Raw genomic sequence first — 15,594 nt, 5'->3', positions numbered from 1 at the left:
GCTGCCGCCTGTTAATCACCTGTAAAATGCGAGAACAGCAGTCTCCGGATTTAAATCAAGGTCTTGCTGGCTGGTTATCATACAAGTACAGTTTTCTTGCCCGCTGCCATACGTCGCTGGGCAGCTTGATATGGAGCAGATCCGCCTGTTTCATATTGATAACCATATCAGGATCAATTTGACGGGTAATCGGAATGTTCTCGGGCAGGAAATTCCCGCTTAAGAGTCTGGCAGCAATTCTGCCCCCGCTGAATCCCATGCGGTAATAGGACGGTGAGACCGATATCAGAGCACCTTCCTTCACCATTTCTATCTGTTCCCCGATAATAGGAATTCCCGCGGGTGTCAAAATTTTTACAACTGCATCAAAATTCTTAAGTACGGCAGGATCCTCCGGAATATAAACAGCATTCACATTGCCCAAAAATTTACGGATCTGGATATCCGGTCTCTGGTCCGGGTTAAAAGCAACCTCAAAGAGACTGATATTTTTCTGTTCCGAAACTGCCCTCAAAATCTTAAGCTGGAGCACTGAATCCTCATCTGTGGGATCGTACAGGATTCCAAGCTTATTCACAGGAAAACACTGCGCTGCCGTTCTTATTTGCGTCAGTACCAGCGGGGTATCCGATATGCCTGTAAAGTTTTCGTGGGATTTGAAAACCTCGTCACTTTTGAAAAGATATACGCCAACACCTACAACCGGTATGTTTTTGGTCACTTTGGCAAGAGCCTTGGCCGAATCCGTACCGACAGCTATAATAAGATCTTTTTTATTCGAGGAAAATTTCTTGGCGCCCCGTTCAAGCTTCTTGTCGTCCCCATTGGCATTGATTACTTCGATATGAAGTCTCTCCCCGTTCGCGTAACCGCTGGATTCCAATCCTGCTAAAGCCCCGGCTACCATTTTATCCTGTTCAGGCAGGTTTTCGGATTGAAGAATACCAATACTGTATACGCTTTTCTGCGGTATAGTTTTTATACTTTCCTCCGGAGATTTTTGCTTATTGCCCAAAAATAGAATTAAGGCTATTGCTATATTGCAAAGTGCAAAAACAAGCATAAGCCACCAGAGCTTTTTAAGTTTCGAGGCCACTTCCTGAATCCCTTCTTAAATCAGACCATTTCAGCTCTGTCAAGAACCGATTGAGGAATCTTGATCCCGAGCGTGTCCATTTCATTCTTATTGATGTATAACTTAGATTTGTCGGCACCTTCAACAGGGAAGTCTTTCACCGTCTTGTTTCCCTTGAGGATTTCAGCAGCCATTTCACCGGCACGGTGCCCGATATCATAGAAGCTGATTGATTCAGAAGCCAGAACACCAGATTTTACATGTCCCTGCTCAGCGCCGTATACCGGAATCTTTTCCTTATTGGCAACTGACATGAGTGTCGGAATAGAAGAAGCAATAATATTATCCGTTGGCACGAAAATTGCATCTACTTTTCCGCCCAGGAAGCCTTCGGCAACCTGCTGCACATCATTGACACTATTTACGGTCAGTTCAACAACATCAATGCCTAATGGCTTGCAGGCATCTTTAAGTTTCTGAGCCTGAATCACTGAATTGATTTCACTTGAATTATAGATGATTCCTAATTTCTTGATATTCGGCTGAATTTCCTTGATCAAAGCAACCTGCTTATCGAGCGGACCTCTGTCATGAGTCCCGGTCACATTGCTGTCAGGCTGTTTTTCAGACTTCATCAGTTTTGCATTTTCAAAATCTGCAATTGCGGTGCAGATGATCGGAATTTTATTTGTTGCATTGGCCATAGCCTGTGCTGCAGGCGTTGAAATGGCCGCAATAAGCTTGTAGTCGCCAGATACAAATCTGTTAGCAATCGATCTGAGGTTCGACTGATCTCCCTGCGCATTCTGCTGGTCTATTTCGATTTTGTCCTTCAGTCCGCTTTCATTTAATGCATCGACAAAGCCCTTGTTGGATTCATCCAGTGCAGGATGCTGCACGATCTGTACAACGCCAACCTTCATTTTACCGCTGTTTCCAGAGCTCCCGGAGTTGTTTCCACAGCCTGCGATTACACCTGCTGCCATTAATCCGCAAATCCCGACAGCTAAGATTTTCTTCCAACTTTTTCCTACCATTCTACTATTCCTCCATTCTTAAATCTAAAACAAATCAGATTTCCACAATCAATAAGAACAATTATGGAACCGATATGCTGTTTTAGTGATGACTTTCGATAATTATAGCATATAAAGGCATTTTTCACCATGTAATATACAAAATAACACAATAAAAAACGCCTCTACAGGAGAGACGTCTTCTTATTAACCTTCTACAGTTTTTGTAATGACTTGTTTGCCTTTATAGAAACCGCATACCGGGCATACATGATGAGGTTTTTTCATTGCGTGGCACTGTGGGCATTCCACAAGACCCGGAACAGTCAGCTTCCAATTAGCACGTCTTTTATCACGACGGGATCTAGAACTTTTTGTCTTCGGAACCGGCATTTCTAGCACCTCCTTACCTATCGGCCGTTATGCCGTTTTATTCGTCTTCGCTGCACTTCAATTACGATTTCGGTGCACTGCTCTAATCAACTTAGAGTAAATTATCAACTTCATCATTATACGAAGAGTTATGTCATTTGTCAAGGATAACATTCATTCTATACGGTATTTTCCATGACATATTGCGGAACGCCAACAAGGCGTCCTGAGAAGAAATCTTCATACAAAGAATTCCGTTGTAATGCTGTTTATCAGTATACCATATCAATGAAAAGCATAACAATCCTTTTGCTTCAGGCTAGCAGAATATTCCTCATGGCTGATTGGCCCCGGAAGGATCCGCCTGTATCCCCGCAATCACCATCTGCTTCTCATCTTTTCTCAAGCGGAAAAAGCGATACAGGTTGGCCGCTGCTTTCTTATTCATTCCGGGAACGCTTGCCAGTTCTTCTTCTGTCGCCTTTTTCATCTCATCCAGGGAACGAAAAGCATGCCAAAGGGCATTCCTTCGTGTTGGTCCGATTCCCTCCACATGATCAAGGATAGACTCTGTATTGCGTTTATTCGTCCAGTTTCTATGATATGTAATTACGAAGCGGTGCGCTTCATCGCGGATGAACTGAAGAAGCTGCAGCGCAGGTTCGTGATGATCAAGCACAACAGGAACATCACTGCCTTCCACATAGATTTCCTCTATTCTTTTCGCAAGTCCGATGACCGGTGCATTGCAGCCTGCATTTCTGATTACAGGAAGGGCCGCATGCAGCTGGCCAAGACCGCCGTCGAGAACAATGAGATCCGGTTCAGGCCAGTCTTTTCTATTTCCATATCTTCGCTGCATCACTTCTGCCATGGATTTGAAATCATCTGCATGTCCCTGCGTGGTTACCAGTTTGAATTTGCGATACTCACTTTTTGCGGGACGTCCATGCTCGAAAACAGCCATTGAGCCGGTTGTTTCGGCCCCCTGATTATGAGATATATCAAAACATTCCATTCGCTCAGGAAGACGAGGCAGATTCAGCAGTTCCTTCAGCTTCTTAACAGCGCCCTGTTCTCTGGCATCCTGATATTCCCACTGCAGTTTCTTATCAGAAAGATATTTTTTGGCATTTGCCATAGCCATGTCTTTCAGCTTCCTCTTGAAGCCTCTTTCAGGAACAATCATCTTCACTTCTGTCCCTTTGATCTGCTTCAGCCATTCCAGCAGAAGCTCAGAGTCCTTAGGCATCATGGGAAGAATAATTTCCTTTGGAACGGACATCGGATTCCCGGCATAGAAATCTTTGATAAAAGCTGTAATAATGTCCTGATCCTGCTCATCAGCACTTTCCGGAATACTGAAATTTTCTTTTCCAACCATTCTGCCATAGCGGATATAAAAGACTTCAAGACCGGTATGGCTTCCATCTCTTGCCATTCCGACAACATCAAAGTCACCTTCGTTGGAGATGATGTTCTGTCTCTGCTGAACGCTCTGAATTGCTCTGATCTGATTCCTGAATTCTGCAGCTTTCTCATATTCCAGTGATTCGGATGCCTGCTCCATCTTCTGCTGCAATTCCTTTACCAGTTCTGTGCTCTTGCCTTCAAACAGGTCACAGATGGTCTTTACGTACCTCTGATATTCTTCCTTCGTGCAGTAATTGAAGCACGGAGCGCAGCAAAGATGCAGGTGGTACTGAAGGCAGGGGCGCGGCACCTTCATAGAACGGCATGTACGGATAGGATAGTATCTCCGCAAAACACTCAGCGTCTTTCGAAGGCTGCCTACATCCGTAAACGGACCGTAATATTTAGCATGATCATCTCTTCGTATATTCCTTGTTACGAAGACACGCGGCCATTCATCCCCCGTCGTGATTTTGACGTATGGATATGACTTGTCATCTCTCAAGGAAATATTATATTTAGGATGTATTTCCTTGATCAGATTGCATTCCAGGATCAGTGCTTCCATTTCAGATCCAGTCATGGTGATATCCAGATCATCAGCATGCCGTATCATCGCTGCAACTTTAGGCGAACGGTTCTTGTCCTCTCTGACATAGGAACGAACCCTGTTCTTTAAGTTCTTTGCTTTCCCGACATAGATGATACGGCCGTCCTTATCTTTCCATCTATATACACCGGGCGAGTCAGGAAGTGCTTCGACTTTAGCCCGGATTTTATCATTGACTTCTATCATCCTTATGCCCCTTCATTATTTCTATGGTCCGGTCGATGACAGGCTTCAAATATTGGCCGGTATAAGATCTGGGAACCTGACAGATTTCCTCAGGAGTTCCTTCTGCAACAACTTCACCGCCTTTATCGCCACCCTCAGGGCCGAGATCGATAATATAGTCAGCTACCTTTGCCACATCGAGATTATGTTCGATAATGACAACCGTATTCCCCTGATCGACCAGCTTCTGCAGTACGATAAGCAGTTTGCGTATATCTTCACTATGAAGTCCTGTAGTCGGCTCATCGAGGATGTAAAGGGTATCACCCGTTCCTCTTCTCATCAGTTCCGTAGCCAGCTTTACACGCTGCGCCTCGCCGCCGGACATCGTGGTAGCCGGCTGTCCAAGACGGATATAACCCAGTCCGACTTCCTGCAGCGTTAAGAGCTTGCGAAGAATCTTGTCATGATTCTCAAAAAACGGAATGGCTTCATCAACTGTCATGTTCAGTACGTCTGAGATATTTTTCCCTTTATACCGTACTTCAAGAGTTTCTCTGTTATACCTTGCCCCGTGACAGACTTCACAGGGAACATAGACATCCGAAAGGAACTGCATTTCAATTTTGATGATGCCGTCGCCATGACAAGCTTCGCATCGTCCGCCCTTGATGTTGAAGCTGAATCTTCCAGGCTTATACCCTCTCATTTTGGCTTCTGAAGTCTGGCTGAATAGTTCCCTGATATCTGTAAAGATTCCCGTATAAGTTGCCGGATTCGACCGGGGTGTACGCCCGATCGGCTGCTGATCTATGTCAATGACTTTATCAATATATTCGGTTCCCTCCATACTCTTGTAGGCACCGGTTCCATATGATGTATGGTTTTTGATATTTGACAGTCCCTGGTAGAGGATCTCGTTGATCAGGGTACTTTTGCCTGATCCTGATTCGCCTGTGACAACCGTCATCTCTCCAAGCGGGATTTTTACATCTATATTTTTCAGGTTGTGTTCTGTTGCCCCGCGAATTGTAAGGTACAGTCCGTTTCCCTTCCTCCTGCTTTCAGGAAGCGGTATATATTTTTCGCCTCTCAGATAAGCCCCGGTTATGGAACCAGGTGTATTCTTTACATCTTCTGGCGTGCCCTCAGCAACAACATATCCGCCTTTTTCTCCTGCCCCAGGCCCGATATCAACGACCCAGTCTGCCGTACGGATCGTATCCTCATCATGCTCTACTACGATCAGGGTATTTCCCAGGTCACGCATTCCTTTAAGAGTAGCAAGAAGCCGGTCGTTATCCCTTTGATGGAGTCCGATGGACGGTTCATCCAATATATACAGGACACCCACAAGTCCGGACCCTATCTGCGTAGCAAGACGGATGCGCTGCGCTTCCCCGCCGGAAAGTGTCATCGCATTTCTTGAGAGCGTGAGGTATTCCAGACCGACATTGGATAAGAAGCTTAAGCGGCCTTTTACCTCCCGGAGGATCTGATCTGCAATGACCTTCTCCTTTTCCGTCAAATCAAGATTTTCTAGGAAAGGAATCAAATCGGCAACCGGCATAGCGGACAGTTCGGCAATATTCTTATTTCCGACACGGAACGCAAGGCTTTCAGGCCTGAGACGTGCGCCATGGCAGACAGGACACGGTTTTTCAATGAGATAGTTGGACAGAGTTTCCTTCATCTTCTCCGTCCATGCTTCCTCATAGCGCCGTTTCGTCATGGGGACAATTCCTTCAAATGTCCGCTGATATGTCTTCGTTTCACCGTCCTGATTCGTATATTGGAATGTCAGGAGCTCTGTACCGCCGAACTCAAATTCCATCTGTGCCTTTTCCGGCAGATCATCAAAGCAGTTGTCCATCCCCAGCCCATACGATTTAAGGAATGCATCCAGCTGCTTATAGAGCCAGCTTTCCTTATTGTATGGAAATGGCTTGATGGCACCCAGACGGAATGACAGACCGTGTTCTGGAAGAATACGGCTGAAATCAGCTTCCAGGGAAGCTCCGAGTCCCGTGCATGCAGGACATGCGCCAAGAGGATTGTTGAATGAGAAAATCCTGGGTTCAGGCTTAGGCAGTGAAATCCTGCATTCCGGACATGCAAAATGCGTACTGAAAATGTGGTCTTTACCGCCAATCACCCCGGCAACCATCATTCCGTCTCCCAGCTTAAGAGCTGCCTCAACAGAATCAGTCAGGCGCTGTGTAATTCCCTCTTTGATGATGATCCTGTCTACTACCACTTCAATGGTATGCTTCTTATTCTTCTCCAGATCAATGTCATCATTCAGGACGACGACTTCGCCGTCGATTCGTACCCTGACATACCCTTCTTTCCTGAGCTCTTCCAGCAGCTTCTTATGTGTCCCCTTTTTCCCGACAGCTACCGGCCCTAAAATAAGAAGCTTTGTGCGGTCGCCCAATGCCTCCAGTGCATCCACGATCTGGTCGATGGTCTGGCGCTGTATCGGCTTTCCGCAATTCGGGCAGAAAGCTCTGCTGGCGTGCGCATACAGCATACGCAGATAATCATGAATCTCGGTAACCGTGCCTACAGTGGATCTTGGATTATGGCTCGTTGATTTCTGATCGATGGATATGGCAGGAGACAGGCCGGAAATCTTATCAATATCCGGCTTATTCATCTGTCCGAGAAACTGACGGGCATAGGCAGAGAGAGATTCTACATATTTTCTCTGTCCTTCCGCATAAATCGTATCAAAAGCAAGTGAAGACTTCCCGGATCCGGAAAGTCCGGTAAATACTATCAATTGATTTCTGGGGAGTGTCAGATTAATATTCTTCAGGTTATTCTGACGGGCCCCTTGTATAACAATTCCTTTTTCCATACATTCTCCTCATAACATGACAAGATTTTCCAGTGCGCTGATCCGCAGATGCGTATCAGGCTGTCATCAGGTTAGATTCTCTTTTTCATAGGCCTGTTGATACGTTTCTTAGCAGATTCCTGTCTTTTTAATGCGGCATCTGCCCTTGAACCATATCTATTCGTCCATTCCTGGCGAAGCTTGCTTAAACGGTCACGAAGCATGGCTGCCTCTTCGAACTCCAGTGACTTGGCAGCTTTCTTCATGTTTTTCTCAGTTTCCTTCATCTGGGCGTATAACTCTTCATCTGTCGTCTTTTCTGTCTTAGTATTTTCACTGCCATAATCAGACGGCTTTTCTTCGACCTTCGTCAAATCAATCAGGTCCTTGACTCTTTTCTGTACTGTATGCGGCGTAATATGATGCTCCTTATTATACGCATCCTGTATCTGCCTTCTCCTGTTGGTTTCATCGATAGCATATTTCATCGACTTGGTAATTCTGTCTGCATACATGATGACATGCCCGTGTTCGTTTCGGGCAGCGCGTCCGATGACCTGGATCATTGAGGTCTCTGAGCGAAGGAATCCTTCCTTATCAGCATCCAGAATGGCAACCAGCGATACTTCAGGCATATCAAGGCCCTCGCGGAGAAGATTGATGCCAACAAGCACATCAAACACACCGGCACGAAGATCTCTGATAATCTCGGCTCTTTCAATTGTGGCGACATCAGAATGGAGGTACCTGACTTTTACGCCGGCTTCTGTCAGAAAATCCGTCAGATCCTCTGCCATCTTTTTAGTCAATGTAGTGATCAGGACTCTTTCATGGACTTCTTCCCTCTTGTGTATTTCCCCAAGGAGATCATCCATCTGCCCCTCTATAGGCCGCACTTCGATGCTTGGATCCAAAAGTCCGGTCGGTCTTATGATCTGCTCCGCCAGATTTGTCTGAACCCCCATTTCATAAGGACCGGGAGTTGCCGATACATAAATGATCTGATTAATTCTTTCTGTGAATTCATCAAAAGTAAGCGGGCGGTTATCCAGTGCGCTTGGAAGACGGAAACCATAGTCCACCAATGTCTTTTTGCGTGACTGGTCGCCATTGTACATAGCACGCAGCTGAGGAACGGTTACGTGAGATTCATCAATCATGATCAGAAAATCTTCAGGGAAATAATCAAGCAGGGTAAATGGCGGTTCTCCGGGTTTCCTGTTGGACATATGCCTGGAGTAATTTTCTATTCCGGAGCAATAGCCGACTTCCTGCATCATTTCCAAGTCATAATTTGTCCTCTGCTCGAGACGCTGTGCTTCCAGAAGTTTATCCTGCGATCTTAATTCTTTCAGTCTTTGATCCAGCTCGGCTTCAATAGAAGTAATTGCCTTCCTGAGCTTGTCCGAGCTTGTTACATAGTGCGACGCAGGGAATATGCCTATATGGTTTCTCTCTGCCACTGTTTCGCCTGTCAGCACGTCAAATTCGGTTAATGAATCGATTTCATCGCCAAACATCTCAATACGGACAGCTATATTGTTTTCAGATGCAGGAAATACATCAATCGTATCCCCTCTCACCCTGAACGTATCGCGCGTAAAATTCATATCATTGCGCATATACTGCATGTTCACTAATTTTTCGATAATCTTATCGCGCTCTATTTCTTCACCCGGACGGAGTGACAATCCCATCGTGCTGTAGTCTTCCGGATCGCCGAGGCCGTAGATGCAGGAGACAGACGCCACGATAATGACATCCCTTCTCTCAAAAAGCGCCATAGTCGCAGAATGGCGCAAACGGTCGATTTCCTCGTTTCGAGACGAGTCCTTTTCAATATAGGTATCCGTCTGCGGCACATAGGATTCCGGCTGATAATAATCGTAATAGGATACGAAATAGTAGACAGCATTATCCGGGAAGAAATCCTTGAACTCGCTGGCCGTCTGGGCCGCAAGTGTCTTATTAGGAGAAATAATCAATGTAGGCCGCTGTACTTCTTCAATGACCTTGGCCATGGTAAAAGTCTTGCCTGTGCCTGTTGCACCAAGCAGTACCTGAGCCCATTGCCCTTCATTCAATCCATTGACCAGTGACTTCACTGCCTTCGGCTGATCCCCCGTCGGCTGAAAGGGTGCTTTCAGCTTGAATGGAATCATCGGCTCGATATATTCTCGTTCTATTCTTGATCTATCCATAAGTTTCCTCGTATCCAGTTCAATAATCGAATATTCTCTATTTCTATATTATATCACGTAAAAGAATATTTGTTTTGTACATGAAAAAGCTCTTTGCCATATTCATATCTTATGCAAATATGACTTATGGATAAAACCGGTCCAATAAGCTCTCCATGCAGCTTATTAAACCGGTTTTATCACATCATGCTATTGATCCGTCGACAGGACATTATTTGTTCATCATATCATAGAGAATCCTGACAACATCACTTGCGCTGTCAGGAAGCGATTCACCGCATGCTTTAGACATGCGGAGTCTCAAATCAGGGTTGGTAAGAATATGTTTAACCGTAGACGGCAGTTCATCCCTCTTGACCCATTCAGCGCATCCCTGATTTTTCATATGCATCGCATTGGCCCGTTCCTGTCCGGGAAGTGTATTTACCAGAACCATCGGAAGATGCATAACCAATGCTTCCGTGCAGGTCAGTGCTCCTGGCTTCGTAACCAGCAGTTCGCTTCTTGCCATAATTTCTGCAACCTTGTTGGTATAGCTGTGGAGTTCTACTGGATGATGAAGCTTTTCAGAAAGCATGGCAACTTTCTCATACAAGTTAATATTTTTCCCTGTAATGACGATAAATTTTGAAATTTCCTTCACTTCATCCAGGCGGGTTATATTATCGATGACATTTCCAAGCCCGAGGCCTCCGCCCATAACAAGAACCGTGCCCTTTTCGAAAGGCTTTCCCTCTGCGGCCTTTTCATAGAAGGCACGGCGCACAGGAATTCCTGTCACATGAATGATTTCCGGCGGAATATGGTAGCTTTCCAAAAGAGTTTTCAAATCCGGGGTTGCAACACAATAGCCGTCCAGGTAATGGTCTACCCAAAGCTGATGAATATCAAAATCCGTGATTACGCCAAGCATGGGAAACGAAATATCCTGGTCCTGTTTTAGAAGATCTGCCGCACCAGCAGGAAATGGATGCGTGAAGATCATGGCATCCGGTTTTAGAGTTTCTATCAGGCTCTTCATCCTGCGCTTGAAAGTAAGTGAAAGCATTTTCTGCGAGAGCTGCCCAAACTTGCTGCTCTGGGAATCACTGTACAGATGATCATATAATTCGGGGAATACATCAATCATTTTCAGATATGTATCCTTGATGATATGGTCAATAGAGAACATATTGCTCGAAACAAAATCCAGAACACTGACAGAGTCTTCCGGATGAAGTCGTTTAACAGCCTCTGCGATAGCCCGGGCCGCCTGGCTGTGTCCGGTTCCTATACTTGCTGTTAAAATAAAAAGCTTTCGCCCTTGATTCGCCATTATACTTCCCCTTTTCATTCGTCTTGTTCAAATTATAACATAGTCAGGAAGTATGATAAATTAAAAAACCACCTCATTTCTGAGGTGGCCCTTTAATTCATTCTTATTTCTTTGCTTTCTTTGCTTTTTTTGCTTTTACTACGTTTACTTTTTCTTTCAGCTGTTTGGATACGCGGAAAGCCGGAGCTTTGGATGCAGGAATCTTGATTTCCTTCTGAGTGGAAGGATTGTGACCAACACGTGCACCACGTTCACGAACTTCGAAAGTACCAAAACCGATGAGCTGAACCTTATCTCCCTGAACAAGAGCGTCAGAGATGACATCAATAACGGCTTTGACTGCCTTTTCCGCATCTTTCTTAGTCATTTCTGCTTCTTCGGCAACTGCTGCGATGAGTTCTGTTTTGTTCATAACTAAACATCCTCCTTTAATAATTGGCGAAATCCTCGCCCTTAGTTCTTTCGGACAGAAGTAATCAACTATTTCCGTTGAATTTTTTCCAGGATTTCTGAGCATCCTCAGGAGTCATGTCAGCAAGGGTTTTGCCGGATTTCTGAAGATCCGACTCAAATGATCTCAACCGATCCATAAAATTCACAGTATAACTGTGTAATGCCAGCTCCGGATCGATCCCTCTTTCGCAAAGTACACGGTCTAAAGCGAAAAGAAAAGCACCCGCGCTGAATTCTCCGGTTCGTTGGTCTTCTGCGTCAAGAATATCGCAGATTTTCCTTCGTACATCCTCTGGGAAACTTTCTGAAAAGAACACTTCTTCCAGTCCGTTGGAACTAACTTTCTTTTGAATTATACACGCTAGAAGCAGACTTGGCAAGCTCCTAGGCACTCCGGATAACAGATATTGCCTGTTTTTTTCAATTCTCTTACGTTTTTCCCATGTTTCAAAAGCCTGATCGAGCTCTTCAGAGGATGAATTTCCGAAAACGAAGGGATGTCTTCTTATCATTTTCTCGGATATGCCATCGACTACATCCTGCATGGAAAACTGGCCTTCTTCTTCACAAAGCTTTGCATGAATGACGACCTGAAACAGTACATCCCCAAGCTCCTCTTTTAAATTAGGGATATCGTTTTTATCGATTGCATCGATGACTTCATACACTTCCTGAAGGAAGTACGTCCTGAGGGACATATGATCCTGGCTCCTGTCCCATGGGCATCCTCCAGGAGCAAGAAGCCGTCCAACAACATCATCAATCCGTTTCAACGAAAAGGGATGAAGCGGCTGCGTTTTGGCCTTCCTGCTGTCGAAGAAGAAAATAAAATCAGAATCCATTGTATGATTGGAAAATTCTTCCACGGAAAGCCTTAAAATGGTTCCAAACGGATCAATTGCCAATACAGAAGAATCTTTTGTGTACAATCTTTTTAATCTGGCAGAAAATGATTTAAGATTCTGAGCATTTGAAAATAATACAATCAAGGGATGCTTGAGCTGAAGTGATACACTCCCGGCCTCATTATCTCGTACAATGGTGAATGTATCTTCCTCCGACAGCAAGCCTTTATCCATCAATAAGTCTAAAGCTGTACTAATTTTCATCTATATACCTCTAAATGCGGGAAACTGCGATTTAAACCTTTTTTTGAGTGCTTTATGGACAGCACTCGGGCAAGTTATCAACTTGATTTTCTTTATTCTATCATGTTCATCGAAGAGAATAAAATAAATGCATCAATCTTCGCGAATATTCTATAAGTGAAAAGGATGCACCTCAAACGGTGCACCCTTTTTATTGATGAATCTGATAAATTTTCATGGCATTTTCACGCGTAATATCAATCAGTTCCTGAACGTCCATATTCTTGATCCTTGCCAGCTCCTCAGCAACCAGGAGTACGTTGGACGGATCATTTCTCTTTCCCCTATAAGGAGGCGGTGTCAGGTACGGGCTGTCAGTTTCAATCAGCAGCCTGTCCAGGGGAATATCTGCAGCAACTTCTTTGAGCTTTATGCTCTTTGGAAAGACCACAGGCCCCGCAAAAGAGATGTAGAAGCCAAGCTTCATCAGTTCCCTTGCCGTTTCTATGCTTCCTGAAAAACAGTGCAGAATGCCGCGAAGGCGGCTGTCCGCATTGCGCTTCAATATTTCCAGAACATCTCCGTGAGCTTCCCTGTCATGAATGAGGATAGGAAGATCCAGTTCCTTTGCCATCTGGATCTGTTTCTCAAACCAATACTTCTGGGTATCCTTATCCGTATAGAGATAGTGATAATCGAGGCCGATTTCCCCGATTGCCCTGACCTTATCATGAATCTTTGCCAGGCGGGCAATCTCAGCGAGCACTTCGTCTGATGCGCCGTTTGTCACCTGAGGGTGAATGCCGACAGCGGCATAAATTCCTTCATGCGTATCCGCGAGACGGACTGCCTTCCGGCTTGTCTCCAGGTCCTCTGATGGAACGACGACATAATCCAGTGTCTTGAAAATCCGGGCAATGACGTCTTCACGATCCTGGTCAAACGCTTTGTCGTAGAGATGGGCGTGCGTATCAAAAAGTCCGGTCATTTGACTTTGCTTCCAGCAGGCATGTCCACAAAAGGCACCTGCAGCTCTCCGTCCTTGGAAGCTGCCAGAATCATTCCCTGCGATTCGATTCCCATCAGTTTGGCAGGCTTGAGGTTGGAAACAAAAATGACATGTTTGCCAACAAGATCTTCCGGTTTGTAGTACTGGGAAATTCCGCTGACCACTGTTCTTGTATCATCGCCGCCAAGCGATACTGTCATCTTGATCAACTTGTTGGATTTTTCAACCTTTTCCGCTGTCATAATTTCCGCTACTCTAAGGTCGGTCTTAAAGAATTCGGAAATATCAATTTCTTCAGTTTTCTCTTCTGCTTCTTTTTTGGAAGAAGATGATTTTTCTGCTTTCTTGTTATTCTTGGATTTCTTGACTGGTTCAGCCTTTTCTTCTTCGTCTTCTTCTATTTCAATTCTCGGGAAGATCTGGTCGCCTTTGTGAACCACGGTACCGTCAGCAATTCCGCCCCATACGAGATCTTTGTAATCAGCACCCTTGAAATCTTTCAGCCCGAGCTGATTCCAGATCTTTTCAGACGCAATCGGAATCACCGGTTCTGCCATAAGGGAAACAAAACGGAGTCCTTCGCAGAGATGATAAAGTACAGCATCGAGTGCCCCCGCTTTGGATTCATCCTTTGCCAGAATCCAGGGTGCGGTTACGTCAATGTATTTATTCAGGGCACGGATAAAAGTCCATACTGCCTTGATTGCATCATTGATTTTCCAGTTGCTCATTCCGCTGCGGAATTCCTCCAGTGTCTGCTTAGCTTTTTCTTCGATGTCTGCAGATGCATCAGCAACAGCCTGATCACCGGAGGCATCACCATTTGTCAGGACGCCGCCTCTGTATTTTTCAACCATGGAAAGCGTTCTGTACAAGAGATTTCCCAAATCATTCGACAGGTCGGAATTGATTCTTCCAATTAAGCGGTCACGGCTGAAGTTGCCATCCTGTCCAAGCTGGATATCATTGAGGAGATAATAGCGGATCGCATCTGAACCAAATTCCTGAAGAAGAGGAATCGGATCGATGACATTGCCCTTGGATTTGGACATCTTTTCGCCATCGACAATGAGCCATCCATGCCCGTAAATCTTTTTCGGAATTTCAATGCCAAGGCTCATCAGCATGATCGGCCAGATAATACTGTGGAAGCGGACAATTTCTTTCCCGACCAGGTGAACATCTGCCGGCCAGAATTTGTGGAATTTTTCAGGATCGTCAACAATGCCTGCCGCTGTCAAGTAATTGACGAGTGCATCAAACCAGACATATACGACATGCTTGGGATCAAAGGGAACAGGGATGCCCCACGTAAAGCTTGTACGGGACACGCAGAGATCTTCTAGTCCACTTTTAACAAACTGCACCATTTCATTCTTGCGGGATTCCGGCTGAATGAAGTCCGGATGTTCATCAATGTATTTAAGCCACTGATCAGCATATTTTGACATCTTAAAGAAGTAAGCATCTTCGCTTACTCTCTGCAGCGGGCGGCCGCAGTCAGGACAAATGTGTTCCGGCGTCAATTTGTTTTCAGGCCAGAATGTTTCATCAGGAATGCAGTACCATCCTTCATACTTGCCCAAATAGATGTCACCCTTGTCGTAAGCGCGCTGGAAAAGCATCTGTACGACCTTCTTATGTCTTTCCTCGGTTGTCCTGATGAAGTCATCATTGGTAATATTGAGTTCTTTCCAAAGCTGTTTGAATAAAGCAACAATGCCGTCAACGTACTGGATAGGCGTTACTCCGGCTTCTTCTGCTTTCTGTTCAATTTTCTGTCCATGTTCGTCAGAACCGGTCAAAAAGAACACATCATACCCGTCAAGGCGCTTGAAACGTGCTACAGCATCGGCTATCGATGTGCAGTACGTGTGCCCGATATGGAGTTTTGCACTAGGATAATAAATCGGTGTCGTAATATAATATTTCGGTTTTTCACTCATAAATGTTTCCTCCCGATCCCTCTTTTTATAATTTATATTGGCTGGGAAATCTTATTCATATTCTATTAATGTCTTTTTATTATACCATT

The 15,594-nt window shown here is 45.0% G+C and carries 11 protein-coding genes; all 11 read right to left on the bottom strand.

The window, feature by feature from the left end:
* Positions 1–55: 55 nt before the first annotated feature.
* A complete protein-coding gene (locus OIM03_05665; GenBank protein ID HJI73761.1) occupies positions 56–1,096 on the bottom strand; it encodes an ABC transporter substrate-binding protein in 1,041 nt (346 codons plus the stop codon).
* A 20-nt stretch (positions 1,097–1,116) separates the two neighbouring features.
* Entirely contained in the window at positions 1,117–2,112 is a 996-nt protein-coding gene (locus OIM03_05660; GenBank protein HJI73760.1) for an ABC transporter substrate-binding protein, read from the bottom strand.
* Between the two features lie 186 nt (positions 2,113–2,298).
* Positions 2,299–2,484 (bottom strand): 50S ribosomal protein L32, encoded by a 186-nt coding sequence (gene rpmF, locus OIM03_05655; protein HJI73759.1) that lies wholly within the window; start codon positions 2,482–2,484, stop codon positions 2,299–2,301.
* Positions 2,485–2,797: 313 nt separating this feature from the next.
* Positions 2,798–4,672, bottom strand: coding sequence for an excinuclease ABC subunit UvrC (gene uvrC / locus OIM03_05650; protein ID HJI73758.1), 1,875 nt, complete (start codon positions 4,670–4,672; stop codon positions 2,798–2,800).
* On the bottom strand, positions 4,656–7,514 hold the full coding sequence (gene uvrA / locus OIM03_05645; protein HJI73757.1) for an excinuclease ABC subunit UvrA: 2,859 nt from the start codon (positions 7,512–7,514) through the stop codon (positions 4,656–4,658). The genes uvrC and uvrA overlap by 17 nt, the downstream gene beginning before the upstream one ends.
* Positions 7,515–7,585: 71 nt before the next feature.
* On the bottom strand, positions 7,586–9,694 hold the full coding sequence (uvrB, locus tag OIM03_05640; GenBank protein ID HJI73756.1) for an excinuclease ABC subunit UvrB: 2,109 nt from the start codon (positions 9,692–9,694) through the stop codon (positions 7,586–7,588).
* Positions 9,695–9,905: 211 nt separating this feature from the next.
* Positions 9,906–11,009, bottom strand: a complete 1,104-nt coding sequence (locus OIM03_05635; GenBank protein HJI73755.1) for a glycosyl transferase — start codon at positions 11,007–11,009, stop codon at positions 9,906–9,908.
* A 103-nt stretch (positions 11,010–11,112) separates the two neighbouring features.
* On the bottom strand, positions 11,113–11,421 hold the full coding sequence (locus OIM03_05630) for an HU family DNA-binding protein (GenBank protein ID HJI73754.1): 309 nt from the start codon (positions 11,419–11,421) through the stop codon (positions 11,113–11,115).
* A gap of 64 nt (positions 11,422–11,485) precedes the next feature.
* Positions 11,486–12,571, bottom strand: coding sequence for a nucleoside triphosphate pyrophosphohydrolase (gene mazG, locus OIM03_05625; protein ID HJI73753.1), 1,086 nt, complete (start codon positions 12,569–12,571; stop codon positions 11,486–11,488).
* A 190-nt stretch (positions 12,572–12,761) separates the two neighbouring features.
* Complete coding sequence (locus OIM03_05620) at positions 12,762–13,538, bottom strand: TatD family hydrolase (GenBank protein HJI73752.1); 777 nt, start codon at positions 13,536–13,538, stop codon at positions 12,762–12,764.
* Positions 13,535–15,505, bottom strand: coding sequence for a methionine--tRNA ligase (metG, locus tag OIM03_05615; protein HJI73751.1), 1,971 nt, complete (start codon positions 15,503–15,505; stop codon positions 13,535–13,537). Before metG ends, OIM03_05620 begins: the two co-directional genes overlap by 4 nt.
* Between the last annotated feature and the right edge of the window lie 89 nt (positions 15,506–15,594).

The organism is Veillonellaceae bacterium (assembly GCA_025992895.1).
Lineage (GTDB): Bacteria > Bacillota > Negativicutes > Veillonellales > Dialisteraceae > Dialister.
Note: the sequence above shows the minus strand (reverse complement) of the source record. Positions and strands in the feature narration are given on the sequence as shown.

Excerpts from the sequence above, each read along its gene's own strand:
- uvrB (HJI73756.1), bottom strand. The coding sequence starts at position 9,694 with ATGGATAGATCAAGAATAGAACGAGAATATATCGAGCCGATGATTCCA.
- uvrC (HJI73758.1), bottom strand. The coding sequence starts at position 4,672 with ATGATAGAAGTCAATGATAAAATCCGGGCTAAAGTCGAAGCACTTCCT.
- OIM03_05635 (HJI73755.1), bottom strand. The coding sequence starts at position 11,009 with ATGGCGAATCAAGGGCGAAAGCTTTTTATTTTAACAGCAAGTATAGGA.
- OIM03_05660 (HJI73760.1), bottom strand. The coding sequence starts at position 2,112 with ATGGTAGGAAAAAGTTGGAAGAAAATCTTAGCTGTCGGGATTTGCGGA.
- mazG (HJI73753.1), bottom strand. The coding sequence starts at position 12,571 with ATGAAAATTAGTACAGCTTTAGACTTATTGATGGATAAAGGCTTGCTG.
- rpmF (HJI73759.1), bottom strand. The coding sequence starts at position 2,484 with ATGCCGGTTCCGAAGACAAAAAGTTCTAGATCCCGTCGTGATAAAAGA.
- OIM03_05620 (HJI73752.1), bottom strand. The coding sequence starts at position 13,538 with ATGACCGGACTTTTTGATACGCACGCCCATCTCTACGACAAAGCGTTT.
- OIM03_05630 (HJI73754.1), bottom strand. The coding sequence starts at position 11,421 with ATGAACAAAACAGAACTCATCGCAGCAGTTGCCGAAGAAGCAGAAATG.
- uvrA (HJI73757.1), bottom strand. The coding sequence starts at position 7,514 with ATGGAAAAAGGAATTGTTATACAAGGGGCCCGTCAGAATAACCTGAAG.
- metG (HJI73751.1), bottom strand. The coding sequence starts at position 15,505 with ATGAGTGAAAAACCGAAATATTATATTACGACACCGATTTATTATCCT.